We start from the raw sequence: 15231 nt of genomic DNA, 5'->3' as shown, positions 1-15231 counted from the left end.
ATGATTCTAGCCTAATGCCCACGCCTGCCTCGATCTGCCTGCTCCGCACCTCCGCCATCGGCGACGTCACCCACGTCGTGCCGCTGGTGCGCACCCTCCAGGCGGCGTGGCCCCAGGCCGAGCTGAGCTGGATCGTGGGCAAGCTCGAACGCAAGCTGGTGGGCGACCTGCCCGGCGTCAACTTCGTCACCTTCGACAAGGGCGCAGGCCTGGCCGGCATGAGGGCCGTCGGCGCGGCTCTGAAGGGGCAACGCTTTGACGCCCTGCTGCAGATGCAGGTGGCGCTGCGCTCCAACCTGCTGAGCCTGTTCATCAAGGCCGGTCGCCGCATCGGCTATGACCACGCCCGCGCCAAGGATGGTCACGGCCTGGTGATCGGCGAACGCATACCCGCTCGCACCGGCGAACACGTGCTGGACGCGATGGGCAGCTTCTGCGAACCCCTGGGCCTCAAGCAGACCCAAGTGCGCTGGGATATTCCCATCCCCGAGGAAGCCCATGCCTGGGCCGCCGAACAACTGCCCGGCGATCAACCAACCCTGCTGGTCAGCCCCACTTCCAGCCATACGGTGCGCAACTGGCGCCCCGAGCGCTACGCCGCCGTGATGGACCACGCCGCGGCGAAAAACTGGCGCGTAGTGCTGGTAGGCGGGCCATCTGCTCTCGAGCGCAGCATGGCCGACGCCGTGCTCGCGGCCTGCCGCCATGCCCCCCTCGACCTCACCGGCAAGGACACGCTGAAAAAGATGATGGCCATGCTGGTGCGCGCACCGATCCTGCTGACTCCCGACTCCGGCCCCATGCACATGGCCAATGCAGTCGGCTGCAAAGTGCTGGGCCTGCACGCCGCCAGCAACCCGAACCGTTCGGGGCCTTATTCCGACCGCCGATGGTGCGTGGACAAATACAACGAAGCCTCGCTCGCCTTTCTCGGCAAGCCCGCCAGCGACATACCCTGGGGCACCAAGATCGAGAAACCCGGCGTGATGGATCTGATCGCCGTCGATGAGGTGATCGATCGATTCGAGGCGTGTACAGAGCACCTTCGCCTGTCCTGAGGAACCCGCCCCTCCCTTGTAAGAGCGCACCCTGTGCGCGACGGCCCGATCGCGCCCGGCGGTCTGCCCGCAGCGGTCGCGCACAGGGTGCGCTCCTACAAGGGGTGATGTGCGATCCATTGGCGTGGCGGATCCGGGGCATTCTCCGGCAGATCCGCCGGAAATGACTGATGGCGCCGTACGGTCGAGGCAGACAAGGATGTAGCCGCCCAACCTGAAGCTGCCTGCACACCTCATTCCAGAGGTGCTCTGCACCTAGCCAGGGCACCTCACCGTATGGACGAGTCGCACACGGATGTCCCGCATCGCTGTTTTGATCCCCTGCTACAACGAAGTCCTCTCCGTCCCCGTCGTGATACGCGACTTCCAAGCCGCGTTGCCCGAAGCCCGCATCTACGTTTACGACAACAACTCCACCGACGGCACATGGGCCGCCGCGCGTGCAGCCAATGCTGTCGTCCGGCAACAGGACCTGCAGGGCAAGGGACATGTCATCCGCCGCATGTTTGCCGATGTGGACGCCGATATCTACGTGCTGGTCGACGGCGATGCCACCTATGACGCTGCTGATGCGCCCGTCATGATCCGGCGTTTATGCGACGAGCAGCTCGACATGATCGTGGGTTCGCGCGTGAGCGATGAACTGGAGGCCTATCGGCGCGGACATCGCTTCGGCAACTGGCTACTGACCCAGCTGACAGGACACATCTTCGGGCGCACTTTCACCGACATGCTTTCGGGTTACCGGGTGTTCTCGCGGCGCTTCGTGAAATCTTATCCAGCTCACGCCAGCGGATTTGAAGTGGAGACCGAGCTGACGGTTCATGCGCTTGAGCAACATATGCCCGTGGCCGAGCATCCGACCCGCTACGTGTCGCGCATGGATGGATCGCAAAGCAAGCTTAGTACCTGGATGGATGGTGGTCGCATCCTTTGGACCATCGTAAAGCTCACCAAGAACGGCAAACCATTGGCCTTCTTTTCGATAGGCGCTGTCGCCTGTGCCGCGCTGTCGTTGGGTCTGGCCATTCCACTGTTCAGAACATTTCTTGAAACCGGCTTGGTCCCTCGTTTTCCGACGGCCGTGCTATGCGCTGCACTGGCGTTGCTGGCCGGTGGCCTACTCGTCTGTGGGCTCATCCTTGATACGGTGACGCTGGGTCGACGGGAGCGGAAGCACTTGACGTATCTTGCCTATCCGTCGCCCCTTGGTAAGGAAGAGCCGCGCTGAGATGGCCGCCCTGCTGAATCGAGGGCGGCGTCAGCTGCTCGTTTTCGCCTTGTGCCTGGCCTTTGGCGCAGGCCTTTCGGTTGGCCTCGGCCAGGATGCTCTCTGGGACACCAAGAACTATCACCTGTACAACGCCTGGGCCTTCCTTCACGACCGCTATGCCCAGGACATTGCCCCGGCGAGCATGCAGAGCTACTTCAATCCGCTCGCTGATCTGCCTTATTTTTGGCTGGCTCAAGGCCCCCTCCACGCCTGGCCGCGGACGCTTGCTGCCGTACAAGGCCTTTGGTTTGGCGCCTTGGTTTATCTGATTGCTGGAATCGCCCGTCAGCTTGCGCGGTTGCAGGAAAGGCCGTTCGGCCTGGCAGACATCTGTGCCGCACTGATCGGCGCCACAGGCACGATGGCGGTGTCGCAGGCAGGCAGCACCACCAACGAAATCCAGTTGGCGGTGTTGGTGCTGCTGGGTTTGTATGTACTCATCCGGGCACTGCCGCAGTGCGAAAACGCGGTTCGTCTAAAACCGGCGTTGTTCGCGGGCCTTTGCTGCGGCGTGGCCGCGGGCCTCAAGCCTACGGCGATGGTGTATCCACCGGCGCTGGCATTGGCACTGTTGGTCACGCTGGGTGTCCGGTCTCGAGTGGCCTGGCAAGTCACGGTCGTCTTTGGTGCAGGCGTCGTTGCCGCCTTCCTGGTCGCTTATGGCCCCTGGGGTCTACACCTTTATCGGGAGACCGGAAATCCCACTTTCCCCATGTTCAATCAGCTGTTTCATTCGGCACTGACGGCTGCAAGCGACGGGACCGACGGACGATTTCGACCGCGCACCCTGCTGCAATGGCTGTTCTATCCGTTCTTCTGGCTAAAGAAGCAGCGCGATATCGTGACGGAAGCTGCCTTCGCCGACCCGCGTTATGCACTTGCCATGCTTGCGCTGCTTGCCATCGGCCTTGCCCGCTGGTTTCGTCGATCACTTCGTTCAAAACAACACGATCGCGGCCTGCATCTGCTGATCACCTTCACCAGCGCAAGTTATGTCCTCTGGCTAGCTTCGTTTTCCATACTTCGCTATGCGATCCCCATCGAGGCGCTCACCGGCATCCTGATGCTCAGCGCCATGTGGTCCTGGCGCCCTGCGGGAAGCCGCAGGATGGCGCTCCACCCTGCGGCAGGATTGCCACTCCTCCTGGCCATCCTCGCCATGACGACATACCCGAACTGGTGGCGCACCGCCTATGCCCAGCATGTACTGGAAGTCGATACCGGCACGGTCGAGCCGAATAGCCAGATCATCCTGGCGGGAACGCCGGACGCTTATCTCGCCCCCATGTTCCCGGGGAACGAAACGATCAGCTTTGTGGGGCTCAGTTGGTTTGTCCGCACATCACAGGGATATGGCTTGTGGAGCCGGGTTCAGCAACGGCTTCGCGATCACCCGGGTCCACGCTATGTCGTGCTTCGCGACGACCCTTCGAACACGCTGGAGGAGGCTTTGATAGTGGAGATGCTTCCGGACTATCGCATCGCCGACTGCAGGGATATCCCGTCGAACCTGGAGATGGGTCGTAAGGGGAACAGCTACGCCCAGGGGCTGCGCTTGTGTCGGCTGATTCGGGGATGAAGCCAGCGCCTTAAGCGATAGGAGAGGTGCGAACCCCGGTGGCATTAGGCAGATGTAGGAGCGCACCCTGTGCGCGACAGCTGCGGGCGAGCGGCGCGGCGCAGCGGGCCGGTCGCGCACAGGGTGCGCTCCTACAACAAGGCGGAGGCGGATTATTTCGCCTTGTAATCCTGGTACGACTTTTCTTCCACCAGCTGTGAGCCCAGCTTGAGGTTGATCTCACGCTTCACTGCAGCGCGGTCGTCGTTCTGAAAGTACACCGCGCGGGCCAGTTCGATGAACTCGGCGTCGAAGGCCTGGGCTTTTTCCTTCAGGCGGATGCGATCTTCGATGTCCCACAGCGACTCGTTCACGGCCAGAAGGCGGGCGCGTTCGGCGGTGATGTCGGTCTGCGAGGCTGGATGGCTGGCCCAGGTGGTGTTGAGCAGGTCCAGCTCCGTGCGCACGTTGGCCAGCTTGGCCGCGTCGGTGATCTGCTTGGATTTGATTTCCAGGATGGTGATCTTGTCGATCAGCTCGCCGTAAGAAACCGGGACTTGGATAAGGCTCATGACAGCTCCGAGGGTGCAGGGCTTTCGCAACGTGCCGCAGGGGTCACGGCAGTCGGCCGGAAAAGTGCACATGATAGAGGGTCTTTGTCGGATCATTCAGTTCGCCATTCAGCCTGCCTCGCTAGACTGGTGACGCAACGCCCACCCAATGGAGAGAGAGAGTCCATGTTCACCCCCCGTATCGCCGTGTTGTCCCTGGCAGCCCTGCTGGCTATCAGCCCGTTTGCCGCCAGTGCCCAGTCCCAGCAGCCGGCGCGCAACGGCGTGCTGGTTCGCAACGACGGCATCTATATCCGCTGTGACCAGTGCGGCACGGTGGAGTCGATCGACCAGAGCATCACCCAGGGCAACGACCACAGCATGGCCGGCACCATCATCGGCGGCATCGCCGGCGGCGTGCTGGGCAACCAGGTCGGCAAGGGCAAGGGCAACACCCTGGCCACGGTGGCCGGCGCCGTCGGCGGCGGCTACGCGGGCAACCGCATCGGCGCCAACAGCGGCCGTCCGAACGCCAGCTACAGCTTGCGCATCCGCATGGGCAATGGCTCCTACGCCAATGTGACGGTGCCCGATGCCAGCGCGATCCGCACCGGCGATCTGGTGCAGATCGATCCGCAAGGCAATATCACGCGCATCCAGTAAGTCGCTGCACGATTCAAACAAGAAAGCCGGCCTGCGAAGGCCGGCTTTTTTCTTGGCTGACGTCAGTAAGGTCAGCGGCGCAGGCGCGCGTCGATGTCGTCGAAGAAGGCTTTGGGCAATACCGCCCGCACCGGCACCGACCACCAATGGGCCTGCGCGAAGGTCCGGCATTTCACGGCATCCTTTTCCGTCATCAGGACTGGCTTGCCGTCGAACGGAAAATCGTTTGGCACAAAGGCGTGGTGATCGGGAAACGGATGCTCGATCACCTGCAGGCCCTGCGCACGCAGGCTTGCAAAAAATCGCGCCGGGTTTCCGATCGCGGCGACGGCATGCACGGTCTGGTCGGCGAAATCCGCCAGTGGCTGCGCGTGATCGTCGACCAATGCGCGTGCCATGCCGCCGCGCAATTCCATTGCGATATCGCCGGGCGCCACGGCACCACCGTTGCAGACGCGATAGTCGACCTGCTGCAGACGCGACATCGGCTCGCGCAAAGGACCGGCCGGCAACAGGCGGCCGTTGCCGAAGCGGCGCACGCCGTCGATCACGCAGATCTCCAGGTCGCGCGCCAACGCATAGTGCTGCAGGCCGTCATCGGCGATCACGATGTCGCAACCGGCGTCGATCAGCAGCTTCGCCGCTGCGGGTCGATCGCGACCTACCGCCACCGGCACGCCGCTGGTGCGGATCAGGCAGGGCTCATCGCCGACTTGCGACGGCTCGGCCGATGCATCCAACAAGAGGGGAAGTTTTTGCGTGCCGCCGTAGCCGCGACTGACCACGCCAGGCGTGTAGCCGCGCTCGCGCAGCCCTTCGGCCAGAGCGATCGTCAACGGCGTCTTGCCGGTACCGCCTACGCTCAGATTGCCGATCACGATCACCGGCACAGTCAACCGTGTGCTGCGCAGAATGCCCGCGCGATACAACGCACGCCGCAACGCGGTGATCGCGCCATAGAGCCATGACAGCGGCCCCGTCCACCATGGCGCAGGCGCTCCGCCGTACCAAGCCGATTGGAGACGTTCGGCCGTCGTCATGCCATGGCCTCAGTCACTGGCCTGGCTGTGGAACTGCATGCGATGCAGCGCTGCATAGTGGCCGTTCAAGGCCAGCAGGTCGGCGTGCGTGCCGCGCTCGACGATGCGGCCCTGGTCCATCACGGCAATCTGGTCGGCGTGTTCGATGGTGGACAGGCGATGCGCGATCACCAGCGTGGTGCGGTCCTTCATCAGGCCCTGCAGCGCTTGCTGGATCAATCGCTCGGATTCGGTATCCAGCGCGCTGGTCGCTTCGTCCAGCACGAGGATGGGTGCGTTCTTGAGGATCGCACGGGCGATGGCCAGGCGCTGACGCTGACCGCCGGAAAGCAGATTGCCGCCCTGCCCGATCACGCTATGAATGCCTTGCGGCATTTTCTGGATGAATTCCCACGCATTGGCGGCCTGCGCGGCCGCGATGATGTCGGCCTCGCTTGCACCGGCAAGTTCGCCGTACGCGATGTTTTCCGCGACGGTGCCGTCGAACAAGACCACGCTCTGCCCCACCCAGGCAATCTGCCGGCGCAACGACGCCAGCGTGATGCTCTCGTAGTCAGCGCCATCAAGGAGGATGCGCCCCGTCGTGGGCGCATTGAAGCGAGGCAGCAGGCTGACCAGGCTGCTCTTGCCGCTGCCCGATCGCCCCACCAAGGCGGTGACCGTGCCCGGCGCGCAGTGCAGGTTGATGCCGCGCAAGGCTTCGAACTCGCCGCGCGGATATACCAGTCCCACGTTTTCGAAACGGATATCGCCCTGGGTGCGTTCCAGCACACGCGTGCCCGCGTCCACCTCGGGCGCCGTATCGATGATCTCGAACAGGTTTTCGGCCGCGGAAATGCCGCTCTGGATATTCGACTGGATATTCGCCAGCCGCTTCAGCGACGGCATCATGCCGCCCATGGCGGTCAGCACGGTGATGAACACACCGGCCGACATATGCTGGATTTCGAATGGCCGCGTCGCCAGAAACACCATCACCGCAAGCGCCAGCGCGGCCACGGTCTGGATCGCCGTGCTCGACTGCGCATTGGTGGAGGCAATCTTGAGGTTCAGTCGTCGCGTGCTGTCGGTGACGTCCCTGAAGCGCGCAGCCGCCTGCTCCTGGCCACCGTAGATGCGGATTTCGCGATGCGCCTCGACCGATTCTTCCACCGTACCGGTGACCGAACCCATCATGCCCTGGATGCGGCGACTGATCGAACGATAGCGACGGCTGACGATGCCAGCGATCAGCATGATCAGCGGCACCATCACGAACAAGGCCAGCGTGAGGTACGCACTGGTGCTCAGCATCACGTAGATGAAGCCGATCACGGTGACGCCTTCGGTCACCACCACCTTCACCGAGTCGGTCGAGGCGGATGCGACCTGTTCACTGGTATAGGTGATGCGCGAAACCTGGTGCCCGGAATGCTCCTGGCCGAAGAACGTCGCCGGCAGGCGCAGATAGGCGCCAAACACGTCGCGCTGCATCGCGTTGACGACGTTGCGGCCGATGTAGGACACGCCGTAACTGCTGGCGAAGGTGCCAACACCGCGCACCAGGAAGATCAGCACGATCCAGATCGGCATCCAGAAAATCAGCACCGGATCCTTATCGACAAACAGCTTGTCGATCATCGGCTTCAGCAGCTTGGTGAACACGGCCAAGCCGCCGCCGTCAACGATCATGCCGACGATGGCGATCACGCCCACCACCCAGAAGCGCCGGGTGTAGCCGAACAGGCGCTTGTAGATCTGGCGCGTGTGCGCGTCCCAGATCTTGACCTTGCCGTTGCTCACTGAGCGCTATCCGCCTGGCTGGGGGTCGTGGCGATGGACAACTTGGTGAAGCCGAGCTGGCCCAGCGCGTCCATGGCGGTGACCACGTTCTGATGCGGGGTCATGGCATCCGCGCGGATGGTGACCTGGCGCTCGCGATCGTCGCCGGCCACGTTGCCGATGGCCTGCTTGAGCGGCTCGACGCCTTCGCCGTGCACTTCATCGCTGCCCACGAAGAAGTGGCCGTCGCGGTCCACCACCACGGTGAGCGCGGGTGCCTGCATGTCGCGTTCTTCCGCGCTGGCCTTGGGCAGGGTCACCTGCAGCCGCGAGTGCTGGATAAACGTGGTGGTCAACACGAAAAACATCAGCAGGGTAAGCAGCACGTCGATCAGCGAGATCACGTTGATCTCGAAGTCGTCTTGCCGACGGTCGTTGCCGATACGCATGCGTCAGCTCGCGCTCGACTCGGCAGCGGCAGCGCGCGGCGCACGCGTGCGGGGCGCAGGAGCCGGTTGGTTGATGGTGAGCTCGTCGAGCAGTTCGGTGGCCTGCTTTTCCATTTCAACGCAGTAGCCAGCGACCTTGGAGCGGAAATAGCGATGCAGCACGTACGCGGGAATGGCGACGATCAGGCCAGTGGCGGTACAGATCAGCGCTTCGCCGATGCCGCCGGCCATCTTCATGGGATCACCCACGCCACCGTGCAGCACTTCCATGAACATGCGGATCAGGCCGATCACCGTGCCGAGCAGGCCGAGCAGCGGGCCGATCAGTGCGATCGTGCCCAGCGTATTGAGATAGCGCTCCATGCGATGGACCACATGGCGACCGGTGTCCTCGATGCGCTCCTTGATGAGTTCACGCGGACGGTTGCGCACAGCCAGCGCCGAGGCCAGCAGCTCGCCCAGCGGCGAACCGTTGGCGAGGGTGGTGAGATGGCTCGGATCGAGCTGGCCCGAGCGGGCCCAGTTGCGTACTTCCTCGCCCAGGCCGGGCGGCAGCACCGACTTGCGGCGCAGGGTCCAGCAACGCTCCAGCACGATCGCCAGGGCGACCGCCGAACAGATCAGGATGGGCAGCATCGCCCAGCCACCAGCCATCAAGATATCCAGCACAACGACTCCGAGCCACTTCGCCAGTCAGGAGGGACGCATCATAACAGTCTCGTCCGGMCGTTCCGCGGCACCGGTGGCAGTTGCGAAAGTCGCCTTTTTGGGGCCTCCGGTGACGTCCGGCAAGGTCCCGGGCTCATTCGCGCCAGTAGCGAGACTGGCGCTGCCGCCAGGTGGCCGCGACATGGGGCGGTCGATCCGGCGGCGCATCGACCTGGATGGCCCCGGCGGTCGCCGTGTTCATCCATGGCACGCCGGCCTCGTCGTAGCGCTTGATCACGACCGGGCTGGGATGGTGGAAGCGATTGCGCCAGCCCGCCGAGACCAGCGCCAGCTCGGGCGAGATCGCCTGAATGAAGCTCGCACTGGATGAAGTCTTGCTGCCGTGGTGCGGCACCGTCATCACCAAAGGAGGTCCCGGCCGCAGTGACAAGGCCACTGTGGGCTCGACGGCTGCCGTGATGTCGCCGGTCAGCAGCGCCCGGCCGGCCGCCCCTTCCACGAGCAGGACGCAGGAGCGGTCATTGGCCGGGCCACCGCTCCCGCCCGAGGGCAATACACGCAGGCTCACGCCGTCCCACTGCCAGCGCCTGCCAACCTCGCATGCCGCCATCGGCACAGGCGATCGCTCAGGCTCACCCGAGATGCGTTCCGCTGCGGGAAATGCAGCGGCAACGGCTGGAATGCCGCCTGCGTGGTCGTTGTCGGCATGACTGGCAACGATCAAGTCGAGGTGCCTGATGCCGAGCGCGTGCAATGAAGGAAGCACCGCCGCCTCGCCCAGGTCGAAATCCGACGGATAGCGCGCACCCGCGTCATAGACGAGTACGTGGTGCTCGGTGCGAATCACCACCGACAGGCCCTGCCCCACGTCCAGCATCCACAGCTGGAAGCCGCCCTGCGTGGGCAGCGTTCGCTGCGGAAACAACAGTGGCAGGAACAACAGACCGGCGAGCCATCGCATGGGCAAGCCTCGCGGCGCGAACAGCCACAGCGCGCCCAAGGTCGCCAGCACCAGCGCCCATGCGCTGACTTCGGGCAGATACCAATGGGCGCCCGGCCAGGTTGCCATCCGCTCCAGCAGCCACCATTGCCCATGCGCCATCCACGCCGCGCAGCGGAACACGGGCTGCGCCAGCGGGGGGCAGATCCCCAACATGATCATGCCAATCAGCGCGGCGGGCACGATGACGAAGCTCACGAAGGGCACGGCGATCAGGTTCGAGAATGCACCAACGAGCGACGATTCGCCGAAGAACCACATCGTCAAAGGCAACAGTGACAGCGTCATCACCAACTGACCGGCGGACAGCTCGTGCAGGAAGCCGCGCAGTCCTTTGCCGTGTATCGACAGGCTCACCATCAGGAACGCCACGCCGATAAACGACAACCAGAAGCCTGCCGACAATACCGACAAGGGATCCATCAGCAACACGGCCAACAGCGCGAGCGAGAGTGTCTGCGCGCCCGTCGGATGACGCCGGGAACATCGCGCCAGCGCCACGATGGCGATCATCAACAAGGTGCGCACCGTCGGCAGGCCAAACCCCGCCAATGCGCTGTACACCCCTGCCGCTGCCAGCGCGGCCATGGCCTGCGCCTGCACTCTCGGAAGTCGCCATCCGCAACGCGGCACCAGCAGATAGATCAGGCGCGCGAACCACACGCCAAACAACGCCGATACGCCGACATGAAAACCTGAGATAGCGATGAGGTGTGGAATGCCGTTTGCACGAGCCACTTCCCAATCGTGCTGGCTCAAACCTCGCGTATCACCCACGGAGAATGTCTGCAGCAAGGCCACATCGTGTGGATCGCTCACACGCGCAGCGATCCCGCGACTGATCGCAGCGCGAACGCGGTTGATGCAGAAACCTGGACTTTCGAGTGGCCGATTATCCTCGCCGTCACGCACGTAACCCACCGCCACGATGTGGCGCTCGAGTGCGCTGCGTTCGCCGTCGGCGCCGCCGGGATTAACCAACCCGCGTGGACGCTTGAGGCGCAAGCTGAGCTGCCAGCGGCTGCATGGTGGTATCTGGGGAGCGTCGCGATACCAATTCACGCGCACGCGTCCGTGCAAGGGCAACGGCGTATCGCCGAATGCGGCATGTTCGATGTTGAGCAAAAAGCCGGTGGCGTCGTTGCCGACGATTGGCAGATCGTCGACACGACCCACGACGGTGATGTCCTGCCCTTCCCGCTCGCGCGGCAGACGCGCGTCCATCGCGGCGCCGCCACGCCAGCACGCCCAGGCGATGCCGAACAGGCACCAGGCCAGTGCACGCCCATAGGCGCCCAGACGAAGCACGATGCATGCAAGTACGGCGAGTGCGCCGCAGAACCAGGCCGACGGCAACACCACCAGCCACTGCACGACCAGCACGCCGAGCAGCAACATGATCGCCGGTACCAGCGCGCCGTCCTTGCGCAATGCCGTCCCCTTTCCTGCGGAAGGGATCAGGTTAATGCGTGCGAGGCAACGACGGCGCCGAAAAACCTGTAGGCCTCAAACACGAAGGCCGCCTTGCGGCGGCCTCGGTCGTCAGGCGTGGATCTTCTCCACCAGGCTGCCGTTGTGCAGCTCAAGCGTGCGATCCATGCGCTTGGCGAGGCGGTTATCGTGAGTGACCAGGATGAAGCTGGTGCCGATCTCGCGGTTGAGCTCGATCATCAAGTCGTAGACCTGCGCCGCATTGGTTTCGTCGAGATTGCCGGTGGGTTCGTCGCCCAGCACCACGGCCGGACGCGTCACCAGGGCGCGCGCCACCGCACTGCGCTGGCGCTCGCCGCCCGAGAGTTCGGACGGTTTGTGATTCAAGCGCTGGCCCAGTCCCACCCGACCCAGCAACGACGCCGCCTGGCGTTCCGCTTCACTGATGGCCACGCCGCGGATCAACAGCGGCATGCACACGTTTTCCAGCGCGGTGAATTCCGGCAACAGATGGTGGAACTGGTAGATGAAACCCATCGAGCGATTGCGCACACGGCCGCGCTCGGCGTCGGAAAGGCTGGACAGGTTGCGTCCCTCCACTTCCACGTCGCCACGCGTCAACGTGTCCAGGCCGCCGAGGATGTGCAACAACGTGCTCTTGCCCGAGCCCGAAGCACCCACGATGGCCAGCGTCTCGCTGCGCTTCAGGGTGAAGCTCACGTCGGACAGCACGTCGGTTTTCAGATCGCCTTCTTCATACGTCTTGGCGATATGGCTTGCGCGCATCACCACGTCATTGGCGGAGTTCATCGGCTTATTCATAACGCAGCGCCTGCGCGGGCTGGGTGCGCGACGCACGCCAAGCGGGATAGAGGGTGGCCAGCAAGGAGAACAGGAAGGTGATCAGCGCCACCCAGCCCACGTCGCTCGCCAGCAGTTTGCTCGGCAGCTCGCTGATGTAATAGACGTCCGGCGAGAGGAAGGTGACGCCGGTGACATGTTCGATCCACTTCACGATGCCAGGCAGCTTCCACGACAGCAGCGAACCCAGGCCCACGCCGAAACCGATGCCGACAAAGCCGACCAGCACGCCTTGCACCATGAACATGCCCATGATGCTGCGCGGAGTGGATCCGAGCGTGCGCAGGATGGCGATATCGGCCTGCTTATCCGTCACCAGCATCATCAACATCGAGATGAGGTTGATCACGGCCACCAGGATGATCAGCGAGAGGATGATGAACATCACCTTTTTCTCCATCGAGATGGCGGAGAAGAAGTTGGCGTGGCTGTCCATCCAGGTATCCACGCGGTAGACCTGGCCCAGCTGATCGGCAAGTTCGCGTGCCACTTCGCGCGCGTTGAACATGTCGTCGAGCTTCAAACGGATGCCGGTGGGACCGCCCAAACGATTGAGTCGCTCGGCGTCGGTCATGTTGACCAGCGCAAGACCCGAATCGAATTCCTGCATGCCCATTTCGAACACGCCCGACACCGTGAACGTGCGCAGGTTCGGCACGCTGCCGGTGATCGGCGAAGACTGGAATGCCGGCACGGCCACGATGACCTTGTCGCCCACCGACACGCCCAGCTGCATGGCCAGTTCGCGACCGAGCACGATGTGCCAGCTGCCCGGCGTCAGCTCGGTGAGCTTGCCTTCCACCATGTGCTGATCGAGGTCGGAGACTTTGGGCTCCTGCGCCGGTTCGATGCCGCGCAGCAAGCCGCCGGTGGAACGGCGTGCCTGCAGGAAGGCTTCGCTCTCCACGTAAGGCGCGGCGCCGAGCACATGCTTGTTGGCGCCAGCGATCTTCACCGCCCGCGGCCAGTCCTGCACGGCTTCGCCCGGCATGCCGGAAACCGTGGCATGAGAAATGGCACCGAGGATGCGCGAGCGCAGCTCGTCGTCGAAGCCGTTCATCACCGACATCACCGTGATCAGCGCGGTCACGCTGATGGCGATGCAGACGATGGAGACGGTCGAGATGAAGGAGATGAATTGATTGCGACGCTTGGCGCGGGTGTAACGCAGGCCAATAAAAAGCTCTAGCGGTCGGAACATTAGGGCGGTCGCTTGTGGGTATCGAAGGGGCTGGCCGCCCGAATGCTGACGATTATCGCCTGTAACGCGGCTAAACCGTAGGACCGCGGCCAGAGGCGTAAGTGCCCGATGCCTCGACCTGGGCCAGCCGCATGCGCAGCCGGCGGCGGATATCGGCGTCGCTGTTGTCCGGCGCCAGCAGCAGGTTGGCGTGGCCCCCGTCGGCCAGCGACAGCCGCAACCAAACGAGCTGCTCGCCGATCACCCGAAACGATGCCAGGGTCGCCGCCCCGTCCTGCTCACCCCGCAATCTCAGGCTCCAGCCGCCATCACGCCCCCAGCCAGCCGCCTGCAGCGGTGCGTCGGACCAGCGCGCAAGCGTGCGCCAGAGGGCAAGGCCAATGGCGAAGCTGATGGCGAGCCTGGCCGGCCACGGCGCGGCGCACATCCACACGGCCAGTGTGGCGAGGGCACAGAGGAACCAGAGAAGCCGCCCCAGCCAGCGCGAGGGCCGGTATTCAAAGCCGATGGCGGGAGCGGATGTCATCGATGATCGCCTGCCAGTCCGGACGCGTCGCCTTGGCGTGCCCCATCACCCAGTCCCAAAGGTCCGGGTCCTGCACGTCGAGCAGTTCATCGAAGGCCTGGCGCTGGGCTTCGTCGGCGCTGGCGAAGCGTTCGTCGAGCCAGCCACCGAACAGCGCGTCGAGCTCGCGGGTGCCGCGGCGCGTGCGCCAGCGGAGGCGTTTGATGCGGGCTTCGTCCATTGCAACACGCCTCCTAGTTACTTCCTCTCCCCTCCGGGCGACCAGAAGGTAGTCCCTGTGGGAGAGAGGATTGAGGTGAGGAGTCAATCTTGGCCCAGTTTATCTAGAGCCAGATTGGAGGTTCTTCCGCGAGCACCCGCCCCTCACCCTAGCCCTCTCCCCGTCGGGGAGAGGGAACAAAAGCATCAGGTCCGACGCTCGACGATCAACTTCTTGATCTCCGCAATCGCCTTCGCCGGGTTCAGACCCTTGGGGCAGGTGCGGGCGCAATTCATGATCGTGTGGCAGCGATACAGCTTGAACGGATCTTCCAGATCGTCCAGACGCGCACCGGTGTCCTCATCGCGGCTGTCGATGATCCAGCGATAGGCCTGCAGCAGGATGGCCGGACCGAGGTAGCGGTCGCCGTTCCACCAGTAGCTCGGGCAGCTGGTCGAGCAGCAGGCGCACAGGATGCACTCGTACAAGCCGTCGAGCTTCTTGCGGTCTTCCGGCGACTGCAGGCGCTCCTTGTCGGCCGGTGCCGGGCTCTGCGTGCGCAGCCACGGCTTGATCGAGGCGAACTGGGCGTAGAAGTGCGTGAGGTCGGGCACCAGATCCTTCACCACCGGCATATGCGGCAGCGGATAGATCTTCACGTCGCCCGAAGCGCAATCCTCGATCGCCTTGGTGCAGGCCAGCGTGTTGGTGCCGTCGATGTTCATCGCGCACGAACCGCAGATGCCTTCACGGCACGAACGGCGCAGGGTGAGCGTCGAGTCGATCTCGTTCTTGATCTTCAGCAGCGCGTCCAGAACCATCGGGCCGCACGAAGCCATGTCGACTTCATACGTATCGATGCGCGGGTTCTGGCCGTCGTCCGGGCTCCAGCGATAGATGCGGAACGTGCGCGGCTTCTTGGCGTCCTTCGCGGGAAAGTGCTTGCCCGGCTGGACCTTGGAATTTTTGGGAAGCGAAAACTCAGCCACAG

At 63.8% G+C, this 15231-nt stretch carries 15 protein-coding genes; 4 read left to right on the top strand and 11 right to left on the bottom strand.

Annotated features, from left to right (window positions below; genetic code table 11):
• Positions 1–14 precede the first annotated feature (14 nt).
• From AC1DKY_RS13115 to AC1DKY_RS13105, 3 genes are all read left to right on the top strand, one after another.
• On the top strand, positions 15–1058 hold the full coding sequence (locus AC1DKY_RS13115) for a glycosyltransferase family 9 protein (RefSeq protein ID WP_441604037.1): 1044 nt from the start codon (positions 15–17) through the stop codon (positions 1056–1058).
• Positions 1059–1353: 295 nt separating this feature from the next.
• Complete coding sequence (locus tag AC1DKY_RS13110) at positions 1354–2289, top strand: glycosyltransferase family 2 protein (RefSeq protein ID WP_441604036.1); 936 nt, start codon at positions 1354–1356, stop codon at positions 2287–2289.
• Between the two features lies 1 nt (position 2290).
• Positions 2291–3910 carry a hypothetical protein gene (locus AC1DKY_RS13105; RefSeq protein WP_441604035.1) on the top strand — a complete coding sequence of 540 codons (1620 nt, stop codon included), beginning with the start codon at positions 2291–2293 and terminating at the stop codon, positions 3908–3910.
• A gap of 152 nt (positions 3911–4062) precedes the next feature.
• Here AC1DKY_RS13105 and AC1DKY_RS13100 read toward each other — a convergent pair whose 3' ends face one another.
• Positions 4063–4461, bottom strand: coding sequence for a DUF6165 family protein (locus AC1DKY_RS13100; protein ID WP_441604034.1), 399 nt, complete (start codon positions 4459–4461; stop codon positions 4063–4065).
• A 165-nt stretch (positions 4462–4626) separates the two neighbouring features.
• On the opposite strand from AC1DKY_RS13100, the gene AC1DKY_RS13095 reads away from it, so the two are divergent.
• Positions 4627–5103 (top strand): glycine zipper 2TM domain-containing protein, encoded by a 477-nt coding sequence (locus AC1DKY_RS13095; RefSeq protein ID WP_441604033.1) that lies wholly within the window; start codon positions 4627–4629, stop codon positions 5101–5103.
• 71 nt (positions 5104–5174) lie between these two features.
• Here AC1DKY_RS13095 and lpxK read toward each other — a convergent pair whose 3' ends face one another.
• From lpxK to AC1DKY_RS13045, 10 genes are all read right to left on the bottom strand, one after another.
• Complete coding sequence (gene lpxK / locus AC1DKY_RS13090) at positions 5175–6143, bottom strand: tetraacyldisaccharide 4'-kinase (RefSeq protein ID WP_441604032.1); 969 nt, start codon at positions 6141–6143, stop codon at positions 5175–5177.
• A gap of 9 nt (positions 6144–6152) precedes the next feature.
• Entirely contained in the window at positions 6153–7925 is a 1773-nt protein-coding gene (gene msbA, locus AC1DKY_RS13085; RefSeq protein ID WP_441604031.1) for a lipid A export permease/ATP-binding protein MsbA, read from the bottom strand.
• A complete protein-coding gene (locus AC1DKY_RS13080) occupies positions 7922–8353 on the bottom strand; it encodes an ExbD/TolR family protein (protein WP_121881045.1) in 432 nt (143 codons plus the stop codon). Before AC1DKY_RS13080 ends, msbA begins: the two co-directional genes overlap by 4 nt.
• Before the next feature lie 3 nt (positions 8354–8356).
• Positions 8357–9007, bottom strand: coding sequence for a MotA/TolQ/ExbB proton channel family protein (locus AC1DKY_RS13075; RefSeq protein WP_441604162.1), 651 nt, complete (start codon positions 9005–9007; stop codon positions 8357–8359).
• A 148-nt stretch (positions 9008–9155) separates the two neighbouring features.
• Positions 9156–11453: a DNA internalization-related competence protein ComEC/Rec2 gene (locus AC1DKY_RS13070; RefSeq protein WP_441604030.1), complete on the bottom strand. Its 2298-nt coding sequence runs from the start codon at positions 11451–11453 to the stop codon at positions 9156–9158.
• Positions 11454–11564: 111 nt separating this feature from the next.
• Complete coding sequence (gene lolD, locus AC1DKY_RS13065; RefSeq protein ID WP_441604029.1) at positions 11565–12275, bottom strand: lipoprotein-releasing ABC transporter ATP-binding protein LolD; 711 nt, start codon at positions 12273–12275, stop codon at positions 11565–11567.
• Positions 12268–13515, bottom strand: coding sequence for a lipoprotein-releasing ABC transporter permease subunit (locus AC1DKY_RS13060; RefSeq protein ID WP_441604028.1), 1248 nt, complete (start codon positions 13513–13515; stop codon positions 12268–12270). Before AC1DKY_RS13060 ends, lolD begins: the two co-directional genes overlap by 8 nt.
• Before the next feature lie 70 nt (positions 13516–13585).
• Entirely contained in the window at positions 13586–14041 is a 456-nt protein-coding gene (locus AC1DKY_RS13055; protein ID WP_441604027.1) for a protein YgfX, read from the bottom strand.
• Entirely contained in the window at positions 14013–14261 is a 249-nt protein-coding gene (locus AC1DKY_RS13050) for an FAD assembly factor SdhE (RefSeq protein WP_441604026.1), read from the bottom strand. Before AC1DKY_RS13050 ends, AC1DKY_RS13055 begins: the two co-directional genes overlap by 29 nt.
• A gap of 185 nt (positions 14262–14446) precedes the next feature.
• A complete protein-coding gene (locus AC1DKY_RS13045) occupies positions 14447–15229 on the bottom strand; it encodes a succinate dehydrogenase iron-sulfur subunit (protein WP_109125947.1) in 783 nt (260 codons plus the stop codon).
• Positions 15230–15231: the final 2 nt, after the last annotated feature.

It is taken from the genome of Dyella sp. 01N448, from assembly GCF_056399225.1.
This window is presented reverse-complemented; position numbering and strand designations above follow the sequence as displayed.

Bases quoted from the DNA above. Each gene is read 5' to 3' on its own strand.
- AC1DKY_RS13060 (WP_441604028.1), bottom strand. From the start codon at position 13,515: ATGTTCCGACCGCTAGAGCTTTTTATTGGCCTGCGTTACACCCGCGCC.
- AC1DKY_RS13115 (WP_441604037.1), top strand. From the start codon at position 15: ATGCCCACGCCTGCCTCGATCTGCCTGCTCCGCACCTCCGCCATCGGC.
- AC1DKY_RS13055 (WP_441604027.1), bottom strand. From the start codon at position 14,041: ATGACATCCGCTCCCGCCATCGGCTTTGAATACCGGCCCTCGCGCTGG.
- AC1DKY_RS13095 (WP_441604033.1), top strand. From the start codon at position 4,627: ATGTTCACCCCCCGTATCGCCGTGTTGTCCCTGGCAGCCCTGCTGGCT.
- AC1DKY_RS13050 (WP_441604026.1), bottom strand. From the start codon at position 14,261: ATGGACGAAGCCCGCATCAAACGCCTCCGCTGGCGCACGCGCCGCGGC.
- AC1DKY_RS13105 (WP_441604035.1), top strand. From the start codon at position 2,291: ATGGCCGCCCTGCTGAATCGAGGGCGGCGTCAGCTGCTCGTTTTCGCC.
- AC1DKY_RS13100 (WP_441604034.1), bottom strand. From the start codon at position 4,461: ATGAGCCTTATCCAAGTCCCGGTTTCTTACGGCGAGCTGATCGACAAG.
- lolD (WP_441604029.1), bottom strand. From the start codon at position 12,275: ATGAATAAGCCGATGAACTCCGCCAATGACGTGGTGATGCGCGCAAGC.
- AC1DKY_RS13080 (WP_121881045.1), bottom strand. From the start codon at position 8,353: ATGCGTATCGGCAACGACCGTCGGCAAGACGACTTCGAGATCAACGTG.
- AC1DKY_RS13075 (WP_441604162.1), bottom strand. From the start codon at position 9,007: ATGGCTGGTGGCTGGGCGATGCTGCCCATCCTGATCTGTTCGGCGGTC.
- lpxK (WP_441604032.1), bottom strand. From the start codon at position 6,143: ATGACGACGGCCGAACGTCTCCAATCGGCTTGGTACGGCGGAGCGCCT.
- AC1DKY_RS13110 (WP_441604036.1), top strand. From the start codon at position 1,354: ATGTCCCGCATCGCTGTTTTGATCCCCTGCTACAACGAAGTCCTCTCC.